The following is a 25636-nucleotide window of genomic DNA, read 5'->3' as shown; positions in this document are numbered from 1 at the left end:
AAACAAGACACCTGGGCCAGCGTGCGCCACTCCGTCACCGCGTCGGCACAAACCGCACCAGGGAAGACAGGGAATGCCCGCATGACCGCACTTACCGACCCGCCGAAGGAGTCGTTTCGGCTGAGCATGCTGATTTACGACACCCGGTACCGGTCGCTGACCATCCAGGTTGTCGCCCTGTTCGTCTTCATGTTGATGGCCGCGTGGCTGATCAACAACACGGCGCAGAACCTTGCCGAGCTGGGCAAACCCATCGATTTCGGGTTCTTCACCGAGCCCGCGGGCTATGACATCAACCAGCGCCTGATCGATTACGATAACCAGGACAGCCATTTGCGGGCCTCTTTCGTGGGGCTTCTCAACACGCTGCTGGTGGCGTTTCTGGGCTGCCTGCTGGCCACCATCGTGGGCGTGCTGGTCGGCGTTTTGCGCCTGTCGAAGAACTGGCTCGTCGCGCGGATCATGACCGTCTATGTCGAGATGTTCCGCAACGTGCCAGTGCTGTTGTGGATCGTGTTCTTCATGGCGATCCTGATCGAGAACCTGCCATCGCCAAGTGACTACCGCGGCGACAACCCCGATGCCAGCATGTACCTGTGGGACTCGGTCGCGCTCACCAACCGGGGCTTTTACATCCCCGAGCCTCTGTTCAGCCGCAGCCTGGGCGATCTGCCGGTCTTCGGCGCGTTCAACATCAGCATAGATCTCCTGGCGCTCGTCGCCGTGCTGGCGGCCGGGATCTGGGGTGCGGGGCGGATCAAGCACCGCGCCGACCGCATCCAGGAGGAAACCGGCGAGCGGCCCACCACCTGGTACCAAAGCCTTGCCGTGGTCGTGCTGCCGGTGGCGGCGGTGCTGGTCTTTCTGGGCTTTCACCTGGGCTACCCGGCGCTCAAGGGCTTCAACTTCCAGGGCGGCGTTCACATGCGGAACTCGCTGATCGCCTTGTGGCTGGCGCTCAGCTTTTACACCGCCGCGTTCATTGCCGAGATCGTGCGCGCCGGCATCCTGGCGATTTCCAAGGGCCAGACCGAGGCCGCCTCGGCGCTGGGCCTCAGGTCGAACCGGATCATGAGCCTGGTGATCCTGCCCCAGGCGCTGCGCGTGATCATCCCGCCGCTGATCTCGCAATACCTGAACCTGACCAAGAACTCGTCGCTGGCCATCGCCGTGGGGTACATGGACATCACCGGCACGCTGGGCGGGATCACGATGAACCAGACCGGGCGCGAGTTGGAATGCGTGCTGCTCTTGATGCTGGTCTACCTGACCATCTCGCTCTGCATTTCGCTGGTGATGAACTGGTACAACACACGCGTCAAACTGGTGGAGCGGTAAGATGAGCGGAACCCATGCCCATTCCGTGGCTTATGTCCGCGACACCATGGTGGACGAGCAGACGCCGCCGGTCACCTCGTTCGGTATCATTGGCTGGCTGCGCGAGAACCTGTTCGCGGGCTGGCTGAACTCGATCCTCACCTTTCTGGCGCTGGCCTTTATCTACATGGTGCTTTCGGCGATCCTGCCGTGGCTCTTCCAATCGAGCTGGACAGCGCAGTCGCTGGACGAATGCCGCCAGCAGATCGACGCGGCCTTCGGGGCCTCTGCCGACGGCGCCTGCTGGGCGGTGATCCGAGAGCGATACCTCCAGCTCATCTTCGGCTTTTACCCGGCCGAGCTATACTGGCGGCCGATCCTGGCTTTCGTGGTGGCCATGGTGGCGCTGGCGCCGATCATGTTCACCGGGTTTCCGCGCAAGATGCTGTGGCTCTCGGCGGCGGCGCCCTTCCTGGTGCCCTGGCTCTTGTGGGGCGGTTCGGTCTGGATGCCGCTGCTGGTGATCGCGGGCTTCGTTCTCGCCTTCGCCGTGCTGCGCTTCGGGACGCCGGTGATCGGCGAGCTTGGCGCTGCGCCGCTGGCCCTGCTGCTCGCCGCGCTCTGGTGGCTTTACGCGGTGGCGCCGATCAACGGGGCGATCGGGTCGATGATCGCCAATATCCGGATGCCCGCGGTTGCCGAGGCATTGAGCGCCGATGCAGATCGCCTGCCCGGCGAGATCGCCGAGCTGGAGGCCCGCGCCGAAGCGCTTCAGCGCGAGTTGGCCGAGGCCGACGCCGCCAAGGAAGAAAAGGTCGAGGCTTACGAGGCGGCCATCGAGGGCGAGGCCGACGCGCCCGAGGGCGCCGCGGCGCTGGGTGCCGAGATCGACCGCGATATCGTGACCATGCGCGCGGCGCGCGACGAGTTGGCCTACCTGCGCAAGATCATCGGGCAGAAATCGGAACGCCTGTCCGAGGCGCGCACCCTGCTGAACGGGATCGAGGCCATGCCCGAGAATCGGGCGCGCCGGCAGGAATTCGGTGCCGAGGTCGAGCGGTTGAGCGATGCCTTGCCGGCGAGCGTCAGCGGCTATGACAGCGTGCAGGCCCTCCCCGGCGGCACGCCAGAGGACGACCGCGCCACGCTGGAGGCCCTGCTGGAGGCAGAGACGAACCTGCGGACGGCCGAAAACGCCATCGCCCTGGTGCATCAAGAGGTCGGCCGTATCGGGCTGGAGCCGGTGGAAAGCCGGCGCTTCGGCGGTTTCATGCTGTCGATCACCATCGGACTGGTGGCGATCACCCTGTCGCTGCCCATCGGGGTGATGCTGGCGCTGGGCCGTCAGTCGGGCCTCTTCATCGTGCGCACGATCTGCGTGGGCTTTATCGAGTTCATCCGCGGCGTGCCGCTGATTACGCTTTTGTTCGTGGCCTCGGTGCTGCTTAATTACTTCCTGCCGCCGGGCACCGATTTCGACATCATCCTGCGCGTCATCATCATGGTCACGCTCTTCGCCTCGGCCTACATGGCCGAGGTGGTGCGCGGCGGTCTGGCGGCGTTGCCCACGGGGCAGTACGAGGCCGCCGACGCGCTGGGCCTCGACTACTGGAAGGCGCAGCGGCTGATCATCATGCCCCAGGCGCTGAAGATCTCGATCCCCGGTATCGTCTCGACCTTTATCGGCGTCTTCAAGGATACCACCCTGGTGTCGATCATCGGGCTGTTCGACCCGATCGGGTTGTCCAACGCGATCCGCGCCGACACCGACTGGAACGGCATCGTGTGGGAGCTTTACGGATTCATCGCGCTGATGTTCTTCATCTTCTGCTTCTCCATGTCCCGTTACTCGATGTTCCTGGAGCAAAAGCTTCAGACCGAGAACCGCTAGAGGAACCCGTCAAATGACCGAGCTTACCGTCGAAAGCGACATCGATCCTTCCAAGATGGAGGTCTCCGACGAGGTCGCCATCGAGATCACCAACATGAACAAGTGGTTCGGGGCCTTTCACGTGCTGCGCGACATCGACCTGACGATCAATCAGGGCGAGCGCATCGTGGTCTGCGGGCCCTCGGGCTCGGGCAAGTCGACGCTGATCCGCTGCATCAACCGGCTGGAAGAGCACCAGGCGGGGCGCATCGTCGTGGATGGGATCGAGCTGACGAGCGACCTCAAGAACATCGACAAGATCCGCTCCGAGGTCGGGATGGTGTTCCAGCACTTCAACCTGTTTCCGCACCTGACCATCCTCGAAAACTGCACGCTGGCGCCGATCTGGGTCCGCAAGGTGCCGCGCAAAGAGGCCGAGGAAACGGCGATGGAGTATCTCACCAAGGTGAAGATCCCCGAGCAGGCCAACAAGTACCCTGGCCAGTTGTCGGGCGGGCAGCAGCAGCGGGTGGCGATCGCGCGGTCGCTGTGCATGAAGCCCAAGATCATGCTCTTCGACGAGCCCACATCGGCGCTCGACCCCGAGATGATCAAGGAGGTGCTGGACACCATGATCGAGCTCGCCAAGGAGGGGATGACGATGATCTGCGTCACCCACGAGATGGGCTTTGCCCGTCAGGTGGCGAACCGGGTGATTTTCATGGACCAGGGCCAGATCGTGGAACAGAACGAGCCCGAAGAGTTCTTCAACAACCCGCAATCGGACCGCACCAAGCTGTTCCTCAGCCAGATCCTCGGGCACTGAGGGCGCGCCGCTCGCCGCGCTGGTTGCGGCCGGCCCGTGCCCCATCGGCGGTCGGGCGGGGCAGCGGTGGCCAGGGCCGGGCGCGAGGGGCGCATATCACGATAGAACGCGAAACGCGGATGCAGTAGCATCGCAACGGGACCGCCGAACGGGTCGCGTTCGGGCTGGTTTCCCCACTGGAGATTCCGCCGTGACGCCATCGCTGACCGAGCCAAAAGGCGCACCCATGGACGAAACCCCGCCACGTCTCTTCGACCGTCCCGACTGGCTGTACCTGTTGCGCGAGTTCGACACGCTCTACCGCCACGGCTCGGCCGGGGGCAGCCGGCTGATACGGAGCCATCGCAAGCGGGTCAGGGACACCTTGTCCCAGATCATGGACGCAAATCCCGAGATTTCCTTGCGCCCGCCGGAGGCCAAGCCGGTAACCGCGCATCTGCCGCGCGCGCTCGACCTGGGCGAACGCGGCTCGGTGGGCGGGATGGCGCGGGCGCTGTCCCGCGTCACGCCGCTGCTGACATGGGAATACGGCTATGAGCGCGTGCCCAAGTCTCTGGCCAGGAAGTATGCCTATTGCGAGGTCCTGGGGCCGCGTGGCCCGGTGCGGTCCGAACGGCTCGTGCTGGGCTACGTGCTTTTCGCACCCAAGACCACCTATCCCCAGCACAGCCACAAGGAGATCGAGGAAAGCTATATCTCGGTCTCTGGCGCCTGGTCCGAAAACGATACCGCGGTCCATGCCCCGGGCTCGCTGATCCTCAACCGTGCCGAGCACGAACATCGGATCACCACCGCCGATCTCGACCCGTGCCTTCTGGCCTATGCCTGGGTCGGGCCGGAGGGGCGGCTTTCCGCGCCGGGGATGAAGCTGAGTTCGACCCGCAGGGCGCGCATGAACCAGGGCATCTGACGCGCGCCACCGCCGGTCGGGCGCGGGCCGCGAAGCTGGCACATGTGCCGCCGGGTGGCTTGGCGCGCTGGCCGGGCCTGCGCCTTGGTCCGCACCGCCGCTTGGGGGCATGTCCCCTGTCGGCCTTGTCGCTTTTCCCTGTCCGTTTCCCGACGCAGCCGCCGAGCGAGGCGCGAAAGCCCTGCTTTCAGGGCGGTGGCATGGTTCTTGCTTTGCTCACGGTGGAAACGCGCGCCCGGTTCGAACCACTCAACGCCGCCCGCGCCGCGCGGGCAGGGCGGCCAGCCAAGGAACAGCGACATGGCAATTGTAACCTTCACCTCTCCGACGATGCACAAGGACAAGGCGGTCTATGCCGTCGCCGGCGATACCAAGACGATCCTGGCGCTGGCCGAGGACTACAACATCCCGATCTCGTTCGAATGCCGCGACGGCAATTGCGGCTCTTGCCTGATCGAGGTCACCTATGACGACCCCGACACGAAAAAGGCGATCATGCTGACCGACAAGGAAAAGAGCACCCTCAAGGAGCTGGGCAAGCTGACCGCGGAAGAGATCGAGAATGCCGAGGTCAACGACATGCCGCCGCGCTATCGACTGGCCTGCCAGTTCATCGCCCGCGACGAGAACGTGACCGTCTCCTTCACCGGAGAGCCCGGCGGCGCGTCCTGAGCGATGCCGCCCCGGCCCTAATCCGTCAGGTCCTTGGGAACGACGAAATCGACCGGCCGGCCGGTGCCGAACTCAACGTCGGCCCAGTCGGCCGCGTCGAATTCGGCCACCAGTGTCGCGCAGGTGGGATAGGTGTCAAAGCGCGGGTGCCTGGGCGGGCGGGACAGCAGACGGGCGGCGAACTCGGCGATGCCGGGGTTGTGCCCGATCATCAGCAGCGGGCTGGCCGCGCAGCCCTGAAGCGCGCGCAGCATCGCCTCGGGCGTGGCGTGGAATAGCTCGGGGTCGCGCCGCATCACCATGCCGTTGCCCAGCTCGGGCGCGAGCAATTCCCATGTCTCGAGCGTGCGGCGCGCGGTCGAGCTGACCACTTCGGCCGGGATATGCCCATGAGCGTGCAGCCAGGCCCCGATGGCGGGCGCCGCGCGCTGGCCGCGCGTGTTGAGCGTCCGGTCGTGATCGTCCTGGGTCGGGTCGTCCCAGCTGGATTTGGCGTGGCGGGTCAGGATCAGGCGCAGGCTCATGATCGTGCGGGCCCTCTTGGTCTCGGTGTTCGGGGCATCTTTGCATGGCTTTGCGGCTAGCCGCCAGCGCCTTGCGGGCGCAGGGCCTCAGGCGCCGTAGCGGGCCATGAAGGTGCTCACCGCGCCTTCGGCCACTCGGACGATCTCATCGGTGCTGAACGCCGTCTGCACCCCGAAGACCCGGCGCAGGTAAAGATCGGCCTTGCACAGCTCGATGAACTGGTCGGTGGCCAGGGCGATATCGTCGATGACAAGCTCGCCCCGCGCGCGGGCAAGGTTCAGGAAATCCGAGATTTCCTGGTGCAGACGGATCGGCCCGGTCTCGTAAAAGGCGGCGCCGAGCTCGGGGAAACGGTCGGCCTCGGCCACGCAGATGCGGAACATGCCCTGCCCGAAATCGGACAGAAAGAACGCGATCATGTGCCGCGCGGCGGCGGCCAGCACCTCGGCGGCGGGCGCGTCGAAGTCGATCACGTCGAGCGCCGCACCCGTCTGGCGCTGGCATTCGCAGCGGAACACCTCGACGAACAGCAGACGCTTGTCGGGAAAGTAGTTGTAGAGCGTCGCCTTTGACACGCCGGCGGCGTGGGCGATGTCGTCGACCTTGGCGCCTTCGAACCCGTCGCGCAGGAAAACCTCGCTGGCGCCTGTCAGCACGGCGGTATACTTGCGGCCCTTCTTGATGCCCTGTGCCGTCACGCGCGGTGCTCTCCGTCTCTGTCGTCACCGAGTTTAGACTCCGCGGTTCAGAAACGGCAAGGTGCCGGGAGCGGCGAAACGCCCACTGGCATCTGTCTGCGCACCGCGCCATGGCTCGGTCTTGCAAGCCACCCATCCCGCGATATCTTTAGAATGATTCTAAATGAGGTCTGCCCATGATTCCCGGTTTCTCCCAGCGTCGGCGCTTTTCAGACCTTACCGAACAGGAAATCCTTGCGCTCGCGATCTCGTCGGAAGAGGACGACGCGCGCATCTACCGCAGCTATGCCGAGGAGTTGCGCGGCGACTATCCCGACTCTGCCAAGATCTTCGAAAACATGGCGACCGAGGAAGACCGCCACCGCAATCGCCTGATCGAGATCCACCGCCGCCGCTTCGGCGACGTTATCCCGCTGATCCGGCGCGAGCATGTGTCGGGCTACTATGCCCGCCGCCCGGTCTGGCTGGTGCAGAACCTCGGGATCGAACGGATCCGCGAAGAAGCCGAGATGATGGAGCGGGACGCGCATGATTTCTACATCAAGGCCGCCAAGCGGACCAGCGATGCCGATACGCGCAAGCTGCTGGGCGATCTCGCGGCGGCAGAGGCCGGGCACACGGCGGCCGCCGAAAACCTGACCGGCACCCATGTGGGCGAGGATGTGGCCGAGGCCGAGGCCCGCACCTCGCACCGCCAATTCGTGCTGACCTGGGTGCAGCCGGGGCTGGCGGGGCTGATGGACGGCTCGGTATCGACGCTGGCGCCGATCTTCGCCACCGCCTTTGCCACCCAGGACACCTCGACGACGTTCCTGGTGGGCCTTGCGGCCTCGATCGGCGCGGGCATCTCGATGGGCTTTACCGAGGCGGCATCGGATGACGGCGAGATCTCGGGCCGGGGGTCGCCGCTCAAGCGCGGCGTCGCCTCGGGGGTGATGACGGCCGTCGGCGGCCTGGGCCACGCGCTGCCCTACCTGATTCCGCATTTCTGGACGGCGACGATCATCGCAATGATCGTGGTGTTCCTCGAACTCTGGGCGATTGCCTGGATCCAGAAGAAATACATGGACACGCCCTTCCTGCGCGCCGCCTTCCAGGTGGTGCTGGGGGGCGCGCTGGTCTTTGCCGCCGGTGTCCTGATCGGGTCGAGCTAGACGGGCGCTGCCCGGGCGCGGTCGCGCAGGCGGGCGTAAAGCGCCTGGGCCCCGGCCTCGCGCGCCGTTTCCGGCAGGGCCGGAGGGGCGGGGGGGGTGCGAAACGCCTCGCCCCCTTCTGCCGGGATGTTCAGCGCCGCGGCGAGGCCCGCCCAGGTGCCGGGGTCGCCGCAGAGGTCTTCGTAGCAGACGAAACGCGCGGTGCGGGGTGCGGTGTCGATCAGCCCGCCATAGACCGCGCACCATTGTGCCAGCCAATAGTCGCGCGCCATAGGATCGGCGGTCGCGGGGGCGGGCGCAGCAAAGGGCCGGTGGTCGGCGCCGAATTCGTGATGCACCAGCCAACCCATGTAGGCGCGCGAAAAGCGGTCGGCCGCGTGACGCTCGACAAAGCGCCGGTGCTGGGACAGCAGTGAGCCGGCATGGGCCCCCGGCGCGCGAAAGGGCACCAGGATCTCGGCCTCGGGAAAGGTCTCGGCCAGCATGGCGAGGCGCAGGATGTTGTTGTTGTTCTTGGCCAGGTACCGCGTGCCGCCGGCGGCCTTGAGGATCGCGCCGACAAAGCCCGCGTATTTTGCGCAAAGGGCGGCGTCGGGCATATGGGGGTGCAGGCGGTCGTGCCCGATATAGGCCGGGCCGTCGAAGACGCGCCAGAACGGCTCTTCCAGGCTTTCGGGGCTGTCGATGCCGACGATCAGGCCGTCGCCATGGGCGCGCTCCTGCGTGTCGAGGGCGCGGTCGCTGCCGCCGCCGAGGCGCTGCCACAGGTTGGGGGCCAGGACGAACGGCATGTCCCGATAGGTGAGCGAGGCGAAGGCACCGCTGGCATGGATGCGCCGCGTCAGGATGGTGGTGCCGGCGCGGGCGAGCCCCGCGACGAAGACGTGCCGCCCGTTGCGCGCCGCGGCGGCGTCGGGGCGCGCCAGCGCCTGGTCGGCGGCGAATGCCGTCTCGGCGATGGCCGGCACGCCCAGAACCATCCGGTGCAGCAGTTTTTCGAGGGGGGTGTAGTCAGACATCCGCCCAGGGCCGGCGCCCGGCGACATGAAGGCAGGCCGCGATGCTGGCGGCCGCAAGGCCAATCGGCGAGGCGGCAAAGGCCGCGAAGCCCGGCAGCACCAGCGCGACCGGCGCACCCAGCGCCAGCGCCGCGCCCACCAGCAGCAAGACCCAGCCTGCAAAGGCGCCGGTGGCCGCCAGCGTGCGCCGGGCATAGCCCAGCATCGCGCGTTCTTTCCAGTGGTCCGAGATGCGGGCCGAGCGCAGCACCGCCAGCGCGCGCCGGTTCGGCGACACGATGGCCCGCGTCGCCGCGCCCAGGGGCAGGCGCATTGCCAGTTCGGCCACCAGCAAGGCCAGCACGGCCAGCGCGGCGATCTCGGTCAGCATCGCCTAGTCCGAGGTCTCGGGCGCGGCGGGCGCCCGGCGGCGCTTGACCAGCCGCTTGAGCGGGAACCACAAAAGCCCGATCAGCGCCATGAAAAACGCGGCGACGACGCCCAGCACCGAGGCGATGACGCCCAGCCCCATGCCGGGGCCGATATAGGCATGGGCCGCGGCCGGCATCAGTGCCAGTGCGGCGACCAGGGGGATCAGTCGGTTAGGCATGTTTCCTCCTTCAGGCTGACTGCGGCCTCGGGGAACCAGAGATATTCGCTGAGAACGAAGACCTCGTCGTCCGAGCCCGGCTTGAGGTTGAAAAATTCCAGCACCTTCGCACCGTCGGCGGCCAGTTCGAAGGCGCGGCCCTGTTGCGGGCTGACGATGGCCAGATCGCCGCGCGCGGTGCGCGTGTGCTTGCCCCGGATCCGGGTGTAAAAGCCGGTCTCGGCGCCGTCGTGCAAAACCTCGCTGCCCGCCTGCGCCGGGTCGAGCGCAAGGATGCGGCTGACGCCGGTGCCCATGGCGTTGTCGAACACGGTGATCGTGCCGTCGGCCTGCCAGTCGGGGTCGTGCTGGCGCAGCATCCCGCCGGTGCGGTACCAGCGGATCTTGAGGCTGTCGGGGTCGAGCACCATCACCGTGTTGAGATTGCGCGCGCTGATCAGCAGGTCGCCGGCCTCGAACCCGGGGAAGGCACCGGCCATGGCCGGCGTCAGCGGCTCGATATCGTTGAAATGCACCGGGTCGTGTTGCCACCGTCCGATGATGCCGGCGGCGTTGGTCTGCACCTCGTTTTCGTCCAGGCGGCCAAGTTCGAACAGGCCGAGGCCGGGGTTGGCGGCCATGATCGCGCCGACGCCGATCTCGCGTAACACCGCGCCGGTGGCGAGGTCGATCTGCACAAGGCCGGTGTCGGGCGCGTCGGGGTCGGGGCCCATCGGGGCAAAGCCGTCGTCGCGCAGCGCCCAGAGGCTGCGGCCCTCCGTGCCAAGCGTGACGGAATGATGATACCGCCCCGGCACCACCCAGACCGGGCGGTTGCAGGCATCGCGCCGTTGCAGCGCCGCGCCGTTGTCGAAGGCGAAGACGAGCGATTCGTCGGGCAGCATGGCAAGACCGTGCAGCAGGATGTTGCTGTCGCCGTTGGGGTCGGCGCCCGGCACGTCCGTTTCGTCCAGCGTCCAGCGGCGGACCACCCTCAGCTCGGGGTCGAGCAGGGCGGCGACATGGGCGGGGTGCCCGTCCACGTGCATCGCACCGGTCAACAGCCGCCAGCCGCGGTCGGCTTTCGACGCCTCGCCCCGCACGATCAGCCCTGACAGCGGCGTGCCGTCGGCCATGCGCACCGGGCGAAACCCCGCCTCGTCGAAATCGGGCCGGGGGACAGACAGGCTCTTGGTCTGGACGGTGCCGGTGATCAGCCCCGCCGCCTCGTTCCAGGCGCGCTCGACGACCCAGGGGAAAGAGGCCACGCGCAGCGCCACCCGGCCCAGCGCGCCGGTGCGGTCGGGCTGCACCAAGCCCTTGAGCGCCGTCCATGAAAACAGCATCAGCACCAGAAAGCCCAGCATCGCCAGGCTCACCCTTGCTGCAAGTCTTGTCGAGCGGTCCGTTTGCATCGCTCCTTGTCCGTCACCGTCGAGATTGCGAGTTATTCTAAGGTCATGCCTTGTCAGAAATTGGGCGGGAAGCCGTTGCTTCTTTGGAAACAGGCGGGCGCGTTTGCATTCCCTCGCCGCCGTGCTAGGCGAAGACATGCTCGCGGTGCTGTTGAAAACCCTTCCGTTCTTCGCCCTGATCGGCCTTGGCTACGGTGCCGGGCGGACGCGGTTTTTCACGCCCGAGGCCACGGCCTACCTGACCAAGTTCGTGTTCTACTTCGCGCTTTCGGCGATGCTGTTCCGGTTTTCCGCCAACCTGTCGCTTGCCGAGGTTTTCGACACGCGGTTCGTTCTGGCCTATCTGGCAGCCACCGGCAGCGTCTATCTGCTGGCCACAGCGGTGTCGTTCCTGCGCGGGCGCGGGGTCGAGGAGGCGGCGGTGGAGTCGCAATGCGCTGTGATCGGCAATGTGGGCTTTCTTGGTGTTCCGATGCTGGTCTTGCTGCTGGGCGAGGCGGCGATCGGGCCGGTGATGATGGTGCTGGCCGCCGATCTGATCGTCTTCGGCAGCCTTATCGTGATCCTGATTACCGGCGGGCGTGACGGGCGGATGTCGCCGGCGATCCTGCGCACGGTCGGGCTGGGGCTGTTGAAGAACCCGATGATCGTGTCGATCGTGCTGGGGCTCTCGTGGGCGGCGCTGGACCTGCCGTTTCCCACCCCGCTGGAAGAGTTCGTAACCCTCCTGGGTGCGGCGGCCACACCCGGTGCGCTGTTCGCCATCGGCGCGTCGCTGGCCACCAAATCGGCGGTGCGGGTGTACGACGCGGCGCTGCTGTCGCTGTTCAAGTTGGTGGTCCATCCGGCGGCGGTCGCGTTCAGCGCCCTCGTGCTGTTCGACGTCGCGCCCTATCCCGCGGGGGTGATGATCGCCGCGGCGTCGCTGCCCGTGGCGGGCAACGTCTTTATCCTGGCGCAGCATTACAATGTGGCGCCGCAGCGCGTCTCGGCGTCGATCCTGATCTCGACCGCGGCCTCGGTGCTGAGCGTCTCGGCGGTGATCGCGTGGGTCTCGGCGCTCTAGCCTTGCGCGGGGCCGGTAAGGCGCGCTAGGCCGGGGCGAACCATCAGGAGGGCCAGCGATGGAAGCGGTTTCGGAAAACAGGTGCTTCGGCGGTGTTCAGGGCGTCTATCGCCACCCGTCCGGCGTGTGCGGCTGCGACATGACCTTCGGTCTGTTCCTGCCCGAAGAGGCCGAGGCCGGGCCGGTGCCTGTCATCTGGTACCTCTCGGGGCTGACCTGCACCCACGAGAACGCCATGGTCAAGGCCGGGGCCCAGCAATGGGCGGCCGAACAGGGGGTGGCGCTGATCTTTCCCGACACCTCGCCGCGGGGCGAGGGCGTGGCCGATGACGAGATGTACAATCTCGGGACCGGCGCGGGCTTTTACGTGAACGCCACCCAAGACCCCTGGGCCGCCAATTACCGGATGTGGGACTACGTGGCCGAAGAGCTGCCGCGCCTGCTGGTCAACGCCTTCGCCATCGACGAGGAACGCCAGTCGATCATGGGCCATTCCATGGGTGGGCACGGGGCGCTGACCATCGCCATGGCCTATCCCGGCCGGTTTTCCAGCGTATCGGCCTTTGCGCCGATCACCCATCCCAGCGAATCCGACTGGGCGAAAAAGCCGATCCATGCCTATCTGGGCGAGGGTCAGGTCGACTGGACCCGTCACGATGCGTGCCTGTCGCTCAGGGCCAACGGCTTCGCCGGGCCGATGCTGATCGACCAGGGCACGTCGGACCAGTTTATTGACGCGCTGATGCCCGAGGCGCTGGCCGCCGCGATCACCGAGACGCGCCACCCCGGCACGGTGCGGATGCAGAAAAGCTATGACCACAGCTATTTCTTCGTCTCCACCTTCATGGAGGATCACGTCGCCTTCCACGCCGAGGCGCTATACGGGTGAGCCGGGTTTTCGTCGATGCCGATGCCTGCCCGGTCAAGGCCGAGGCGCTCAGGGTGGCTGAGCGGCACGGGGCCGAGGTGATGTACGTCGCCAATGGGGGGCTCAGGCCGGTCGAGCATCCGCTGGCGCGGATGGTCTACGTTCCGGAAGGCCCCGACGAGGCCGACAAGTGGATCGCCGAGCGCGCGGGGCCGGGCGACGTGGTGGTGACCGCCGACATTCCGCTCGCCGCGAAATGCGTGGCCGCCGGGGCCGCGGTGCTGAACCACACGGGCGAGCCCTTTACCCAGGCCAATATCGGCCAAAAGCTCGCCACCCGCGACCTGATGGCCGACCTGCGCGCGGCCGACCCGTTCCGCCAGGGCGGCGGGCGGGCGTTTTCCAAGGCCGACCGGGCGCGGTTTCTCGACGCGCTGGAGTGTGCGCTCAGGGCCGCGGCGCGTTAACGGTCGTCCACAGATCGTTCCGGCGGCTTTTCCTGGCGCGACGGACAACGCCCTCGCTTTGCAGATCTTCGAGGATTTTCTCGACCTCGACCGGGTCGGGCCCCTTCAGGTCGCGGGCGATCCCCTCCGGGGTGCGGAAGGCGAAGCGCGACTCTCGGATGGCTTTCACCACCTCTTCGGCGGGGCCTGCCGTCGTTTCGGCGGCCACCGCCGCGGCCGCCGGTTCCGACACCGCCTCTCGGGTTTCCTCGGCGATCTCGTCGGCTTTTTGCGCGATCTGCTTGGCCTCCTGCACCTCTTTGCGCAGTTCGCGCAGCTCGACCTCGGCACCGCCGAACTTGAAGCTCTTCACATAAGGCAGCAGCCAGGGCAGGAAGATCGCCACCACCAGCGACAGGCCCATCGCGTCGATCGTGACCCCTGCGACAAAGAAATGCACATAGGTCATCCCCGCCGCGGTCAGGCTGGCCAGAAGCGCCAGAATGGCGGCGAAGTTCGAGGGCGGGTGGTCCTTCGGTGCATCGGTTCTGGGCGTCTCGGGGGCCATCGGAAAACTCCTGTTTGCAATGCGCCCAAGATATCCTAACCCAAGGACAGGCGGAACAAGGGGTGCGATGTGCCCATCGACGCAGTCATCTTCGATATCGGCCGGGTGCTGATCGACTGGCAGCCCGAGCGGTTCTTCGACCGGGTGATCGGCCCCGAACGGCGCCGGGCGATGTTCCGCACGGTCGACCTTTACACGATGAACGACGGTATCGACCGGGGCGACGATTTCCGCGGCGCGGTCTACGGGTTGGCCGAGGCGCACCCCGAATTCGCCGACGCGATCCGGCTCTGGCACGACCGCTGGGTCGAGATGGCCAGCCCGCATTTCCCGGCCTCGGTGCACCTGCTGCACGCGCTCCGGGCGCGCGGCGTGCCGGTCTTTGCGCTGACCAATTTCGGCGTCGGCAGTTTCGAGGTGGCCCGCGCGGCCTATCCGTTTCTCGACGATTTCGACCGGCGCTATATCTCGGGCTGCCTGAAGGTGATGAAGCCCGAGCCGGAGATCTACCGGATCGTCGAGGAGGATTGCGGCCTCGCCCCCGAGTGCCTGCTTTTCACCGACGACAAACCCGAAAACGTGGCCGCCGCCGCGGCGCGGGGATGGGCGACCCATCTCTTCGACGGCCCCGAGGGCTGGGCGGCGCGGCTGGTGCAAGAGGGCCTGCTGAGCCCGGAGGAGGCCGCCCATGCCGCCTGAGCTGATCGACTATGCAACCGGCGAGCCGCTTTTGGACTGGATCGCGCTGACCGAGGCGCTGGAGGCCGGCCATTCCCTGCCGCGCGCCGAGATCGCCGACAGCTTTCTCTACCGCGGCAGCGATACGATGTTGAACCGCGCCGCCTGGATCGAGGGACTGGGGATCGCGGTCAAGACGGCGACGGTCTTTCCCGGCAACCCGACACATGACAAACCGGCGGTGAATGGCGGGATGTGCCTTTATTCCAATTGCGACGGGCTGCTGGAGGCGATCGTCGATTTCCACCTGGTCACCAAGTGGAAGACCGCGGGCGACAGCCTTTTGGCGGCGCGCAAACTCGCCCGGCCCGACAGCGAGCGTATCCTGATCGTCGGCGCCGGCACCGTGGCCCATTCGCTGTACGAGGCCTATTTCGCGGCCTTCCCCAAGGCCCGTTTCACCGTGTGGAACCGCAGCGCGGCGGGCGCCCAGCGGCTGGCCAGCGCCTTTCCAGATATCGAGGTCGCGCCCGACCTGGAGGCGGCTGTGCGCGCCGCCGATATCGTGACCTCGGCCACCATGGCAACCGCGCCGCTGATCATGGGCGACTGGCTGCGCCCCGGCCAGCATATCGACCTGATCGGCGCGTTCCGCCCCGACATGCGCGAGGCCGACGATGCCGCGCTGAAACGTGCGCGGATATTCGTGGACAGCCGCGCCACGACGCTCGACCATATCGGCGAGCTGAAGATCCCGCTCGAGGCCGGCGCGATCGGGCGCGAGGACGTGGTGGCCGATTATTACGACCTGCCGAGCGGCGATTTCGCCCGGCGCTCGGACGACGAGATCACGCTGTTCAAGAATGGCGGCGGCGCCCATCTCGACCTGATGTCCGGGCGTTACATCCTCGGCGCGTGGCGCGCGCGATGATCTGGGTTGCGGTTCTTCTCGCACTGGTGGCGTTCAGCTACATCGCGTCCGAGCGGATGCGCCGGCCGATGGACGCCCGCGCCCGCGCCCGAGGCGAGGCGCCGGGGCGGTTTGCCAAGCTTTCGCAAGGGATCACCCATTACCGCTGGCAGGGGCCGGTGGCCGGGCCGGTGGCGGTGTGCATCCACGGGCTGACCAGTTCGTCCTATGTCTGGGACGAGGTCGCGCAGAACCTCACCCGCATGGGCTATCGCGTGCTGCGCTACGATCTCTACGGGCGCGGGCTGTCTGACCGGCCCGAGGGCCGGCAGGACCGTGACTTCTTCCTGCAACAGCTGCGCGATCTGCTGGCGCATGAGGGACTGGACGACGACCTGACCCTCGTGGGCTACTCGATGGGCGGGGCCATCGCCACGGCGTTCGCATCGGAAGAGCCCAATCGCGTGGACCGGCTGATGCTGATCGCGCCGGCGGGGCTGGGCCACACGCCTGGGCGGCTGGCCGGCTTCGCCCGCGACGTGCCGGTGCTGGGCGACTGGATGATCCGGGTGGTGGGCGGCTGGCATCAGCGCCGCGCCGCCCGCGTGGCCGGGCGCCAGCCGGGCGTGCCTGCGGACCTGCCCGGGAAACAGGCCGGCGAGACGCGGTTTCGCGGATACATGCCCGCGATCCTGTCCAGCCTGCGGCACATGCTGCCCGCCGATCAGGCCGCCGATCACCGCCGCATCGCCGAGGCTGGTATTCCGGTGCTGGCCGTTTGGGGAGAGGCGGACGAGACGATCCGGCTGGCCGCGCTGGGCCGGCTGGCCGAGATCAACCGCGCCGCCATGCAGGTCAGCCTGCCCGAGGCGTCCCACGCGCTGGTCTATACCCGCGCGGACGACATCCACAGCGCGATGCAGGACTTTCTGCGCGAGATGTAGGGGCGCTTCATGTAACGGTCGCTTCGTGCCGCGCCGTCTTTCCTTCTGCGCCGCAGCGACTTACATAGCCGATCCATGACCGACACGCTGCCCAGCCTCTACGACGCGCGGGTCGATGCGGGCGCGCTGTCCGCAGACCCGGTACAGCGCGCGGCGCTGGAGCCGCTTGAACGCATCCGACAAGCGCTGGAAAACCCGCCGCCCGCGCCGCGCGGCGGGCTCTTTCGCAAGGCGCCCCCGCCCGAGCCGGTGACCGGGCTTTACCTCTGGGGCGGGGTCGGGCGCGGCAAGTCGATGCTGATGGACCTCTTTCACGATCACGTGGCGATCGAGGGCAAGCGGCGGGTGCATTTCCACGCCTTCATGCAGGAGGTGCAGGCGGGGCTGCACGCCGCCCGCGCCCGTGGGGCGGACGATGCGCTGAAGCCGGTGGCGGGCGAGATTTCCGACGGCCTGCGCCTTTTGTGTTTCGACGAGATGCAGATCACCGATATCGCGGACGCGATGATCGTGGGCCGGCTGTTCCAGTTGCTCTTCGAGGCGGGGGTGACGGTGGTGACCACCTCGAACCGCCCGCCGGACGATCTTTACAAGGACGGGCTGCAACGCGTGCGCTTCCTGCCCTTTATCGAACTGATCAAGGAGCGGCTGGAGGTGATGGAACTCGCCTCGCCGACCGATTACCGGCAGAACCGTCTGGCCGGTGCCGAGCTTTACTTCACCCCCGCCGACCGTGCGGCCCGCGCGGCGATGGAGGCGGTCTGGCAGGACTTCACCAACGGCGCCGAGGGCGTGCCGCTGAGGTTCAAGGTACAGGGTCGGATGGTCGAGCTGCCGCAGTTTCACAACGGGGTGGGGCGGGCGACCTTCTGGGATCTCTGTGCGCGGCCTCTGGGCCCGGCGGATTACCTGGCGCTGGCCGACCGGGTAAATGTGCTGATCCTAGAGGACATCCCGAACCTGTCGAGCGAGAACTACAACGAGGCACGCCGCTTCGTGACGCTGATCGACGCGCTTTACGAGGCCAAGGTGCGTCTGGTCGCCTCGGCCGCGGCGTCGCCGGAAATGCTTTACATCGAAGGGGCGGGGTCGTTCGAGTTTGAGCGCACGGCGAGCCGTCTGCGCGAGATGCAGGCGGCGGACTGGGCGCAAGGCTGACCGGCCCGCGGCGGGGCCAGGACCGCTCGACACTTCTTGCCAAAACTCCCGGAAGGCGTCTTTCAGCGGCGGCTTAGTTGTTCTCGCGCAGCACGTGGCCGGCGAGATAGAGCGACCCGCAGATCAGGATGCGCGCGCTGGGCGCGGCGGCGGCGATCTCGGCCACGGCCTGCGCCACGCTGTCGGCGGGCGCTGCGTTCATGCCCACGGAGCGGGCCGCCTCTGCCGTCTCCGCCGCGCTCAGAGTTGCCGACTCGCCGGGGATCGAGACCGCGTGCAGCGCCTCGGCCTGCGCTGCGAGCGGGCGCATGTAGCCGGTTACGTCCTTGGTCTTCAGCATCCCGCAGATCAGGTAGAGCGGCCGGGGCGGCAGGCGGTCCAGCGCCTCGGCCAGTGCCGCGCCGGCGGCGGGGTTGTGCCCGCCGTCGAGCCACAGCTCGGCCCGGCCGGCGGCGGCGGCGAGCGGCCCCTCGCGCAGCCGTTGCAGCCGGGCGGGCCACTCGGCGCTGGTCATCGCGGCCTCGTGCGCGGCCTCGCCCTGGCCCAGCGCGCGCAGCGCGGCCAGCGCGGCGCCGGCATTCATCACCTGGTGGGCGCCGATCAGCCGCGGCAGGGGCAAGTCCAAAAGCCCGCCTTCGTCCTGAAAGATGAGCCGGCCGCGCTCTTCCCAGACATGCCAGTGTTGAGCGTAGACCAGCAGCGGCGCGCCCAGCCGTGCCGCGCGGTCCTCGATCACCTCAAGCGCCGCCTCCTCTTGCGGGCCGACGACGCAGGGCACGCCGCGTTTGAGGATGCCGGCCTTTTCGGCGGCGATCTCTTGCAGGGTCTCGCCGAGGTAATGCTGGTGGTCGACCGAGACCGGCGTGATCACGGTGAGCGCTGGGCGGTCGATCACGTTGGTGGCGTCGAGCCGCCCGCCGAGCCCGACCTCGAGCAGGCAGAAATCGGCGGGCTCGCGCGAAAAGGCCAGCAGGGCCGCGCAGGTCGTGATCTCGAAATAGGTGATCGGCGCATCGCCGTTGGCATCCTCGCATTCGGCCAGCACCGCGGCCAGGGCGGCCTCGGTGATCGGCCCGCCGGCCAGCCGGATGCGTTCGTGAAACCGGGCCAGGTGGGGCGAGGTGTAGCCTTGCACCAGGTGGCCCGCACCCTCCAGCCCCGCGCGGATCATCTCCAGCGTCGAGCCCTTGCCGTTGGTGCCGGCGATATGGATCACAGGGGCGAGGCGCGCCTCTGGATTGCCGAGCGCGCCGAGCAGGCGCCAGACCCGGTCGAGCGTCAGGTCGATGACCTTGGGATGAAGCGCCATCATCCGCTCGAGCAGGACGTCGCTGGAGCGCGTGCTCACGTCTTTTGCGGCTCGTCTTCGGGCGGGGGGGGCGTGGCGCCGTGGGGGGCGGGGGGCTGTACCTCGGGCTGGGGCTCGGGCAATTGTGCAAAGCTTGCCGGCGGGGGCAGGTCGCCCCGCACGGCCGGGGGCAGGCCCATCAGCATGCGGGTGATGGTGATCAGCTCGTCGCGCATCTTGCCGCGGGGCGTCACCAGGTCGAGCATACCGTGTTCGAGCAGGTATTCGGCGCGCTGAAAACCCTCGGGCAGCTTTTCGCGGATCGTCTGTTCGATGACGCGCGGGCCGGCAAAACAGATCAGCGCGCCGGGCTCTGCGATCTGGATGTCGCCGAGCATGGCGTAAGAGGCGGTGACGCCCCCGGTAGTGGGATGGGTCAGCACCACGATATAGGGCAGCCCGGCCTCTTTCAGCATCTGCACGGCCACCGTGCTGCGCGGCATCTGCATCAGGCTGAGGATACCCTCCTGCATCCGCGCCCCGCCGGCGGCGGAGAACAGGATCAGCGGTCGCCTGAGCTCGGTCGCGCGCTGGGCCGCGGCGACGATGGCGTTGCCCACATACATGCCCATGGACCCGCCCATGAAACTGAAATCCTGCGCCGCGGCGACAACGGGTGTGCGCCCGATCTCGCCCTCGGCGACCAGCATCGCCTCTTTCTCGCCGGTGCCCTTTTGCGCGGCGCGCATGCGGTCGGGGTATCGCTTTTGGTCGCGGAACTGCAGCGGGTCGGCGACGGGGTGGGGCACCTCGATCTCGTTGAAGATGCCGCCGTCGAACAGCGTCAGGAACCGGTCGCGCGGGGTGATCCCCATATGATGGCCGCAATTGTTGCAGACATTCAGGCTTTCGGCCATTTCCCGATGAAACAGCATCGTCCCGCAGGACTCGCACTTGGTCCACAGGTTCTCGGGCATTTCACGGCGCGAGAACAGCGAGTTGATCTTGGGCCGGACGTAGTTGGAAATCCAGTTCATGGGCTTGCGCCTTCCGCTCGGTCTGCGGGCTCAGATAAGCCGGGGCGACGGGAATTGCAATCGGGCGCAGGCGCCTAGAGAAGCGCGCGCAACAGCCGCCACATCACGATAATGGTAAGGAATTCCAGCGCCAGGCCGATCGGTGCGACGGTTTGCTCGCTCACGTCGTAGGGGGTGACGAAAAGCGACAGGCCGTTGATCGTGCCCTTGACCGACAGCACCAGCAGCGAGCCGAAATTATTGACGAAGTGCCACCCCATGGCGGCGCCCAGGCTGCCCGTCCGCTCGGTCAGGTCGGCGGCGGCCAGCGCGAAGATCAGGATGCTGATCAGCACGAAGACGTTCGTCATCCCGGCCTCGGGGTTGTAGTGCAGCGCCGAGAAGAGGACCGCGGGCAGCCCCATCCAGACCACGCGGGCGGCGAAACGCGCGGCGAGTTGCTGTTGCAGGTAGCCGCGGAACAGCATTTCCTCGGACGCGATCTGCACGAAGAGCAGCGGCAGCGCGATCGGCAGCAGCATCAGCCAGCGGCCCGGGGCGAGATTGGCCTCCGGACGCTCGATCAGCCAGCCGATCGCAAGAAGCAGCGCGTAGACCGGCACCAGGATTTGGAGCGTGCGGAAAAAGTCGCGCATGGTCTCGCGCCGCGGGCCGAACAGCGTCTCGACCCCGCGGAAATGCATCGCCTGCGTTGCAACGACCACGCCCAGCCCCATGCCGAGGAACGTGGCCAGCAGAAACAGCGTCTGGCCGGGCTCGGTCGGTTTGGTCAGGCTTTGCAACCAGCCGATCACCGCGAGCGGCGCCTGCAGCACCGGGACCAGCCCGATCACCATGAAGATGGTCGCGCCGGTATAGATCAGCAGCATCACCAGCAGCCCGGCGAACAGCCGCCAAAGCTCTGGGTAGACGCGGGCGGGGGCGATGTAGTCTTCGAATTCCGGGGCGCGCATGGGCTCTCGCATCTGTTCGGTAAGTCTCGCGCGGGCAAGCTAGCCCGGCTGCGGCGGATCGTCCATCTCAGACGCGCAGCGCCACCCGGCAGGTCAGCCACGACAGGCCGATGACGGCGAAATCTATGGCGATCAGCGGCTGCATCGCCTCCGAGCTGGCAGAAAAGGCATAGGTATAGAGCGAAAGCCCAGAGGCTGCGCCGGGCAAAGACGTCACCAGCACCGCCAGCACGTTGTTGGCGAAATGCAGCCCGATAGCCGCGCCCAGCGTGCCGGTGCGCGCTGTCAGATCGGCCGCGCAGAGGCTGAACAACCCCGCCCAGAGCGCCAGGTATTTGGCGTTTTCCCCGGCCGTTTCGGGCATGTAGTGACCGACGGCGAACAGCGCGGCGGGCACGCCCATCCAGACAACGCGCCTGTTGAAGCGCGCGGCGAGCTGCTGCTGCAGATAGCCGCGGAACAGCAGTTCTTCGGCCGAGGTTTGCACCAGAAGCGCGGGCAGCGCCAGCGGCAGCAGCGTCAGCCACGTGCCGAACGTGACGTTGCGGTAGACCTCGACATCGGTCGGCAGCAACACCCCGAGACCGGCGTAGAGCACCCCCAACGCCGCGGTGACCTGGGCGAAATCGGCATAGGCGCGAAAGAACGGGCCGGTCAGACCGAATGGCCGACGGTCCTGCAGCAGACGCGCGGCGACGAAGATACCGACGGCGAGAAATCCAAAGGAATAAAGCAGCAGCAGCGTTTCGGTGCTGGTCAGGGTCGATGTGAAGACACCGTGAAACACCGCTGTCGCGGCGGCGTCACCCATTGCCAGGGCGGCCAGCCCGTAGGAGGTGTAGACGAGAGCCTGATAGACAGCGCCGGCCAGCAAGAGGCCCAGCCCCAACCGCCAGAGGTCGGGCCGGGCCCGCGCCGGACGGACGAGTATCTCGTGGTGGTAGTAGCCCATGGCACACCCCTGCTCGTAACGCGACCCTAGACCGCCAGCGGTGCCTCCATCAATCGCTTGTGCGCCCGCGCCGCGCCGACTATTCCGGGAAACACCGAATTTCCTGCCGGAGGTTTCCATGCTCAAGCGCCCGACCGACAAGTCCCGCCTGCCCAGCCGCTACACCACCGAGGGACCGGCCCGCGCGCCGCACCGCTCGTATTATTACGCGATGGGGATTTCCGAAGAAGAGATCCACCAGCCTTTCGTGGGCGTCGCCACCTGCTGGAACGAGGCCGCGCCTTGCAATATCGCGCTGAACCGGCAGGCCCAGGCGGTAAAGATGGGCGTCAAGGAGTCCCACGGCACCCCGCGCGAGTTTACCACCATCACCGTGACCGATGGCATCGCCATGGGCCACGAAGGGATGCGCTCGTCACTGGCCAGCCGCGAGGCCATCGCCGACACGGTCGAGCTGACCATGCGCGGGCATTGCTATGACGCGCTGGTGGGTCTGGCAGGCTGCGATAAGTCGCTGCCGGGCATGATGATGGCCATGGTCCGGCTCAACACGCCGTCGGTCTTCATCTACGGCGGCTCGATCCTGCCGGGCCGGCACGAGGGGCGCGATGTGACCGTTCAGGACGTGTTCGAGGCCGTGGGCCAGAACCAGGCCGGCAACATGTCCGACGCGGCGCTGATCGCGCTGGAAAAGGTGGCCTGCCCCTCGGCCGGCGCCTGCGGCGGACAGTTCACCGCCAACACCATGGCCTGCGTGTCCGAGGCGATCGGCCTGGCGCTGCCCAACTCGTCGGGCGCGCCCGCGCCCTACGAAAGCCGCGACCAGTATTGCGAGGCCTCCGGCCGCGCGGTGATGGAGCTGATCGAGAAAAACATCCGCGCCCGCGACATCGTCACCCGCCAGGCACTGGAAAACGCCGCGCGGGTGGTGGCCTGTTCGGGCGGATCGACCAATGCCGGGCTGCACCTTCCCGCCATCGCCCATGAGGCGGGGATCGACTTCGATCTTTTCGACGTCACCGACATCTTCCGCGACACGCCCTATTTCGTCGACCTCAAGCCGGGCGGGAAATACGTGGCCAAGGACCTGTACGAGGTCGGCGGCGTGCCGGTCATCATGAAGGAGCTGCGCCGCGCAGGGCTGATCCACGAGGATTGCATGACCGTGACCGGGCGCAGCATCGGCGAAGAGATCGACCTCGTCGAGCGCGAGGCCGACGGGCGGGTGATCTACCCGGTCGATGCGCCGATCACCGCCACCGGCGGCGTCGTGGGGCTGAAGGGCAATCTCGCCCCCGAAGGCGCCATCGTGAAGGTCGCCGGCATGGCCGAGGAACACCAGGTCTTCACCGGCCCGGCCCGCGTTTTCGAATGCGAGGAAGACGCCTTTGCCGCGGTCAAGGCGCGCGACTACAACGAGGGCGAGGTGATCGTCATCCGCAACGAGGGCCCCGCGGGCGGCCCCGGCATGCGCGAGATGCTGGCCACCACCGCCGCGCTGTCGGGCCAGGGCATGGGCAAGAAGGTCGCGCTGATCACCGATGGGCGGTTTTCGGGCGCGACCCGGGGCTTTTGCGTGGGCCACGTCGGCCCCGAGGCCGCCCATGGCGGGCCCATCGCCCTGATCGAGACCGGCGACACGATCACGATCGACGCGGTCAATGGCCGCCTGTCGGTGGATCTCTCCGACGAAGAGTTGACCGCGCGCAAGGCCGCCTGGCCGGGCCCGAAAGACACGATCTACGGCTCCGGGGCGCTGTGGAAATACGCCCAGCTCGTGGGCTCTACCCGAAAGGGTGCGGTCACCCATCCTGGCGCCGATGGCGAAAAGCACGTCTACATGGACCTCTGAGATGCGCCGCGCCGCCGTTCCGTTCGCGGCGCTGGCACTGCTTGCGGGATGCATGGAAACGGGCGCCGGTGCGGGGACGGGCGGTTTCGCCTTCAGCCGCGCCGCGCCCCAGCGTATCGCGGTCAGCGACGCGACCGTGGTGGTCGTCGGCCCGCCGGGGTATTGCATCGACAGGCGCGCCAGCAGCGACCGGGCCGAGGGGGCCTTTGTCCTGCTCGCCAATTGCGCGGCGCTGGGCGGCGGCACCGGCGCGGTGCCGCCGGTGCCCGCGATCCTGACCGCGACCGTGGCAAAGGAGGCGGCCCCGGCCCGTCCGGCCGCGCGCGCCGCGCTCTTGCGCCGCTACTTCGCCTCCGAGGCGGGCCGCGCGGCCCTGGCCCGCGATGGCCGGGCCGCAAGCGTGACGATCCTGGAAACCCGCAATGGCGACGGGCTGTTCCTGCTGCATGCCCGCGACACCAGCGCAGGGCGCGACGCGGGGCTGCGCGACGATTACTGGCGCGCGATCTTCGAGGTGAACGGTCGCGTGGTCACGGCCTCGGTGCTGCCGTTCGAGGCCCGGCCGATCAGCGATGCCACCGCTCTGGCGCTTTTGCAGGGTCTTGCCGGGCGCACCCGCGCCGCCAGCGCGGCTGCCGATGGGCAAGACGCCTAAACCTGCGTGAAACGAATTGTTTAATAGGCTAAACTCCGGCACGACGAACGAAAAACCGAGCCAGCGAATGTCCAGACAGGCAGACACCCTGATCGACCGTTTGATGCACCGCCGTGCCCTGCGCCATTGGGAACGCGCGGCGTCAAGGGCCGATGGCGTCGACCTGGGCGATCTGCGCGCGCTGCGCGGCCGCGCCCGCGCGCTGCGTCGGCGCATCGACCGGCTGTTATTCGTGGCCGACGGGCGGCTGACCCTGCCGCCCATCGGATCGAACGCGATTGCCAAGCCGCTGGGCACCGACTGGGCCTACCGGCCCCAGCTCTGGCGCGGGCCGATCGTACCGATCGGCGCCGCCTCGGTGGAGAGCAAGACCAAATTCGGCGACGAGGCGACGGTGTTTCACGATTGCCGGATCTCGGAGTTGACCGTGCGCCAACTGCGCAACACCCGCGCCGAGGATATCGCGCCCTTCGGTCTGCGCCTTGACGTGTTCCGCTTTGACGGCAGCTTTCTGTCGCTGGTGCTGGATCTGCCCCATTCGGCGGTGGAGGGGCTGAAAAAGCGCCATCTGCTGCGGCTTCAAACCGTTGTCGAGATGGAAAAACCCTTGGAAATCTTCGCCCGGCTCAACATCCGCCACGGGCCGAACGTGGAACAGATCGTACGCGAATTGCCGCTGAACGAAGAGGACATCGTGGTGGAGTTCGACCTCGCCTACACAAAGCTCAACGAGAAGCGGGTCGAGCAGATGTGGATCGACCTGATCTTCGAGGGACCGGAAATGAACCAGATCATCCTGCGCGACGTGACCCTGAGCCGCCGGCCGAGGGCGCAGCTGTGAAAGATGTGACCGCCTCCGCCTTGCCGGTTCTCAAGCGCTCGCGGGTGATCTCGGGCACGTGGGAAGGTCTGCTCGACGGCGTCCCCGGCAGCGCCGATCCGCCTGCCATCGACATCGTTCATCTCGAACGGGTCCTGCCCGGGCTCGAGATCGCCGCGCTGAGGGACGACGCCGCCGACTGGCGCGCGACTTTGCCGATCCCGGCAGAGCTGCTGAGCGATGGGGTGCAAACCTTCGTCATCCGCGCCCATGAGGGCGGCGAGACGCTGGGCCATTTCACCATTGTCACCGGCCAGCCGCTGGAAGACGATATCCGCGCCGAGCTTGACCTGCTGCGCGCCGAACTGGACATGCTCAAGCGGGCCTTCCGGCGCCATTGCCGCGACACCTGAGCGAACCGCAGCGGGTTTTGAGACCCGGTGCGCTTTCGGCTTGGCCCGATCTAT

The 25636-nt window shown here is 67.3% G+C and carries 27 protein-coding genes and 1 pseudogene; 17 read left to right on the top strand and 11 right to left on the bottom strand.

The features are described from left to right. The first annotated feature begins 81 nt into the window (after window positions 1-81). From Ga0609869_RS17470 to Ga0609869_RS17450, 5 genes and pseudogenes are all read left to right on the top strand, one after another. Window positions 82-1338 carry an amino acid ABC transporter permease gene (locus tag Ga0609869_RS17470; protein WP_125403422.1) on the top strand — a complete coding sequence of 419 codons (1257 nt, stop codon included), beginning with the start codon at window positions 82-84 and terminating at the stop codon, window positions 1336-1338. Between the two features lie 1207 nt (window positions 1339-2545). Further along, window positions 2546-3208, top strand: a pseudogene (locus Ga0609869_RS17465) (amino acid ABC transporter permease); the annotation flags it as partial. Window positions 3209-3221: 13 nt separating this feature from the next. Further along, window positions 3222-4013, top strand: a complete 792-nt coding sequence (locus tag Ga0609869_RS17460; RefSeq protein ID WP_125403424.1) for an amino acid ABC transporter ATP-binding protein — start codon at window positions 3222-3224, stop codon at window positions 4011-4013. Between the two features lie 226 nt (window positions 4014-4239). Then, the gene (locus tag Ga0609869_RS17455) at window positions 4240-4923 is read left to right on the top strand and encodes a dimethylsulfonioproprionate lyase family protein (protein WP_125403425.1); all 684 of its coding nucleotides are present in this window, start codon (window positions 4240-4242) and stop codon (window positions 4921-4923) included. Between the two features lie 300 nt (window positions 4924-5223). Beyond that, window positions 5224-5595, top strand: a complete 372-nt coding sequence (locus tag Ga0609869_RS17450; protein ID WP_125403426.1) for a 2Fe-2S iron-sulfur cluster-binding protein — start codon at window positions 5224-5226, stop codon at window positions 5593-5595. 17 nt (window positions 5596-5612) lie between these two features. Here Ga0609869_RS17450 and Ga0609869_RS17445 read toward each other — a convergent pair whose 3' ends face one another. Both Ga0609869_RS17445 and Ga0609869_RS17440 read right to left on the bottom strand, forming a co-directional pair. Continuing rightward, window positions 5613-6119, bottom strand: coding sequence for a SixA phosphatase family protein (locus Ga0609869_RS17445; RefSeq protein WP_125403427.1), 507 nt, complete (start codon window positions 6117-6119; stop codon window positions 5613-5615). 87 nt (window positions 6120-6206) lie between these two features. After that, entirely contained in the window at window positions 6207-6818 is a 612-nt protein-coding gene (locus tag Ga0609869_RS17440; protein ID WP_125403428.1) for a TetR/AcrR family transcriptional regulator, read from the bottom strand. Window positions 6819-6994: 176 nt separating this feature from the next. Here Ga0609869_RS17440 and mbfA point away from each other — a divergent pair, with 176 nt between their 5' ends. Continuing rightward, window positions 6995-7972, top strand: a complete 978-nt coding sequence (gene mbfA / locus Ga0609869_RS17435; protein ID WP_125403429.1) for an iron exporter MbfA — start codon at window positions 6995-6997, stop codon at window positions 7970-7972. Here the strand turns inward: mbfA and Ga0609869_RS17430 are convergent. From Ga0609869_RS17430 to Ga0609869_RS17415, 4 genes are read right to left on the bottom strand one after another with little or no spacing between them, the layout of a single operon-like run. Beyond that, window positions 7969-8991 (bottom strand): sulfotransferase, encoded by a 1023-nt coding sequence (locus Ga0609869_RS17430; RefSeq protein ID WP_170168752.1) that lies wholly within the window; start codon window positions 8989-8991, stop codon window positions 7969-7971. The genes mbfA and Ga0609869_RS17430 overlap by 4 nt on opposite strands. After that, window positions 8984-9361 carry a hypothetical protein gene (locus Ga0609869_RS17425; RefSeq protein ID WP_170168753.1) on the bottom strand — a complete coding sequence of 126 codons (378 nt, stop codon included), beginning with the start codon at window positions 9359-9361 and terminating at the stop codon, window positions 8984-8986. The genes Ga0609869_RS17430 and Ga0609869_RS17425 overlap by 8 nt, the downstream gene beginning before the upstream one ends. A gap of 3 nt (window positions 9362-9364) precedes the next feature. Next, window positions 9365-9580: a hypothetical protein gene (locus Ga0609869_RS17420; RefSeq protein ID WP_125403431.1), complete on the bottom strand. Its 216-nt coding sequence runs from the start codon at window positions 9578-9580 to the stop codon at window positions 9365-9367. Next, the gene (locus tag Ga0609869_RS17415; RefSeq protein WP_125403432.1) at window positions 9565-10938 is read right to left on the bottom strand and encodes an arylsulfotransferase family protein; all 1374 of its coding nucleotides are present in this window, start codon (window positions 10936-10938) and stop codon (window positions 9565-9567) included. The genes Ga0609869_RS17420 and Ga0609869_RS17415 overlap by 16 nt, the downstream gene beginning before the upstream one ends. Before the next feature lie 172 nt (window positions 10939-11110). Between Ga0609869_RS17415 and Ga0609869_RS17410 the strand changes: the two genes are divergently transcribed. From Ga0609869_RS17410 to Ga0609869_RS17400, 3 genes are read left to right on the top strand one after another with little or no spacing between them, the layout of a single operon-like run. Further along, window positions 11111-12040, top strand: a complete 930-nt coding sequence (locus Ga0609869_RS17410; RefSeq protein ID WP_125403473.1) for an AEC family transporter — start codon at window positions 11111-11113, stop codon at window positions 12038-12040. A gap of 58 nt (window positions 12041-12098) precedes the next feature. Then, on the top strand, window positions 12099-12929 hold the full coding sequence (fghA, locus tag Ga0609869_RS17405) for an S-formylglutathione hydrolase (RefSeq protein WP_125403433.1): 831 nt from the start codon (window positions 12099-12101) through the stop codon (window positions 12927-12929). Then, window positions 12926-13375 (top strand): YaiI/YqxD family protein, encoded by a 450-nt coding sequence (locus tag Ga0609869_RS17400; protein WP_125403434.1) that lies wholly within the window; start codon window positions 12926-12928, stop codon window positions 13373-13375. The genes fghA and Ga0609869_RS17400 overlap by 4 nt, the downstream gene beginning before the upstream one ends. On the opposite strand, the gene Ga0609869_RS17395 is transcribed toward Ga0609869_RS17400, so the two are convergent. Next, window positions 13356-13922 carry a hypothetical protein gene (locus Ga0609869_RS17395; RefSeq protein WP_125403435.1) on the bottom strand — a complete coding sequence of 189 codons (567 nt, stop codon included), beginning with the start codon at window positions 13920-13922 and terminating at the stop codon, window positions 13356-13358. The genes Ga0609869_RS17400 and Ga0609869_RS17395 overlap by 20 nt on opposite strands. Before the next feature lie 69 nt (window positions 13923-13991). Between Ga0609869_RS17395 and Ga0609869_RS17390 the strand changes: the two genes are divergently transcribed. The 4 genes from Ga0609869_RS17390 (at window position 13992) to zapE (ending at window position 17612) form a co-directional block, all read left to right on the top strand. Further along, window positions 13992-14621 (top strand): HAD family hydrolase, encoded by a 630-nt coding sequence (locus Ga0609869_RS17390; RefSeq protein ID WP_125403436.1) that lies wholly within the window; start codon window positions 13992-13994, stop codon window positions 14619-14621. Beyond that, complete coding sequence (locus tag Ga0609869_RS17385; protein WP_125403437.1) at window positions 14611-15531, top strand: ornithine cyclodeaminase family protein; 921 nt, start codon at window positions 14611-14613, stop codon at window positions 15529-15531. Before Ga0609869_RS17390 ends, Ga0609869_RS17385 begins: the two co-directional genes overlap by 11 nt. After that, window positions 15528-16454 carry an alpha/beta fold hydrolase gene (locus Ga0609869_RS17380; protein ID WP_125403438.1) on the top strand — a complete coding sequence of 309 codons (927 nt, stop codon included), beginning with the start codon at window positions 15528-15530 and terminating at the stop codon, window positions 16452-16454. Before Ga0609869_RS17385 ends, Ga0609869_RS17380 begins: the two co-directional genes overlap by 4 nt. Before the next feature lie 75 nt (window positions 16455-16529). Continuing rightward, window positions 16530-17612, top strand: a complete 1083-nt coding sequence (gene zapE, locus Ga0609869_RS17375; protein ID WP_125403439.1) for a cell division protein ZapE — start codon at window positions 16530-16532, stop codon at window positions 17610-17612. A 73-nt stretch (window positions 17613-17685) separates the two neighbouring features. Here zapE and Ga0609869_RS17370 read toward each other — a convergent pair whose 3' ends face one another. From Ga0609869_RS17370 to Ga0609869_RS17355, 4 genes are all read right to left on the bottom strand, one after another. Beyond that, complete coding sequence (locus Ga0609869_RS17370) at window positions 17686-18960, bottom strand: bifunctional folylpolyglutamate synthase/dihydrofolate synthase (RefSeq protein WP_125403440.1); 1275 nt, start codon at window positions 18958-18960, stop codon at window positions 17686-17688. After that, entirely contained in the window at window positions 18957-19937 is a 981-nt protein-coding gene (gene accD, locus Ga0609869_RS17365; protein WP_125403441.1) for an acetyl-CoA carboxylase, carboxyltransferase subunit beta, read from the bottom strand. Before accD ends, Ga0609869_RS17370 begins: the two co-directional genes overlap by 4 nt. Window positions 19938-20011: 74 nt before the next feature. Beyond that, window positions 20012-20890 carry a CPBP family intramembrane glutamic endopeptidase gene (locus Ga0609869_RS17360; protein ID WP_211336774.1) on the bottom strand — a complete coding sequence of 293 codons (879 nt, stop codon included), beginning with the start codon at window positions 20888-20890 and terminating at the stop codon, window positions 20012-20014. A gap of 67 nt (window positions 20891-20957) precedes the next feature. Further along, window positions 20958-21842 carry a CPBP family intramembrane glutamic endopeptidase gene (locus Ga0609869_RS17355; RefSeq protein WP_170168754.1) on the bottom strand — a complete coding sequence of 295 codons (885 nt, stop codon included), beginning with the start codon at window positions 21840-21842 and terminating at the stop codon, window positions 20958-20960. 118 nt (window positions 21843-21960) lie between these two features. On the opposite strand from Ga0609869_RS17355, the gene ilvD reads away from it, so the two are divergent. The 4 genes from ilvD to Ga0609869_RS17335 all read left to right on the top strand — a co-directional run bounded on the left by ilvD (window position 21961) and on the right by Ga0609869_RS17335 (window position 25582). Beyond that, entirely contained in the window at window positions 21961-23694 is a 1734-nt protein-coding gene (gene ilvD / locus Ga0609869_RS17350; protein WP_125403444.1) for a dihydroxy-acid dehydratase, read from the top strand. Between the two features lies 1 nt (window position 23695). Further along, window positions 23696-24349 carry a hypothetical protein gene (locus Ga0609869_RS17345; protein ID WP_125403445.1) on the top strand — a complete coding sequence of 218 codons (654 nt, stop codon included), beginning with the start codon at window positions 23696-23698 and terminating at the stop codon, window positions 24347-24349. 67 nt (window positions 24350-24416) lie between these two features. After that, complete coding sequence (locus tag Ga0609869_RS17340; protein WP_125403446.1) at window positions 24417-25190, top strand: DUF6478 family protein; 774 nt, start codon at window positions 24417-24419, stop codon at window positions 25188-25190. Beyond that, on the top strand, window positions 25187-25582 hold the full coding sequence (locus tag Ga0609869_RS17335) for a hypothetical protein (protein WP_245972105.1): 396 nt from the start codon (window positions 25187-25189) through the stop codon (window positions 25580-25582). The genes Ga0609869_RS17340 and Ga0609869_RS17335 overlap by 4 nt, the downstream gene beginning before the upstream one ends. Window positions 25583-25636 lie beyond the last annotated feature (54 nt).

Source organism: Rhodovulum iodosum, assembly GCF_041020385.1.
Lineage (GTDB): Bacteria > Pseudomonadota > Alphaproteobacteria > Rhodobacterales > Rhodobacteraceae > Rhodovulum > Rhodovulum iodosum.
Note: the sequence above shows the minus strand (reverse complement) of the source record. Positions and strands in the feature narration are given on the sequence as shown.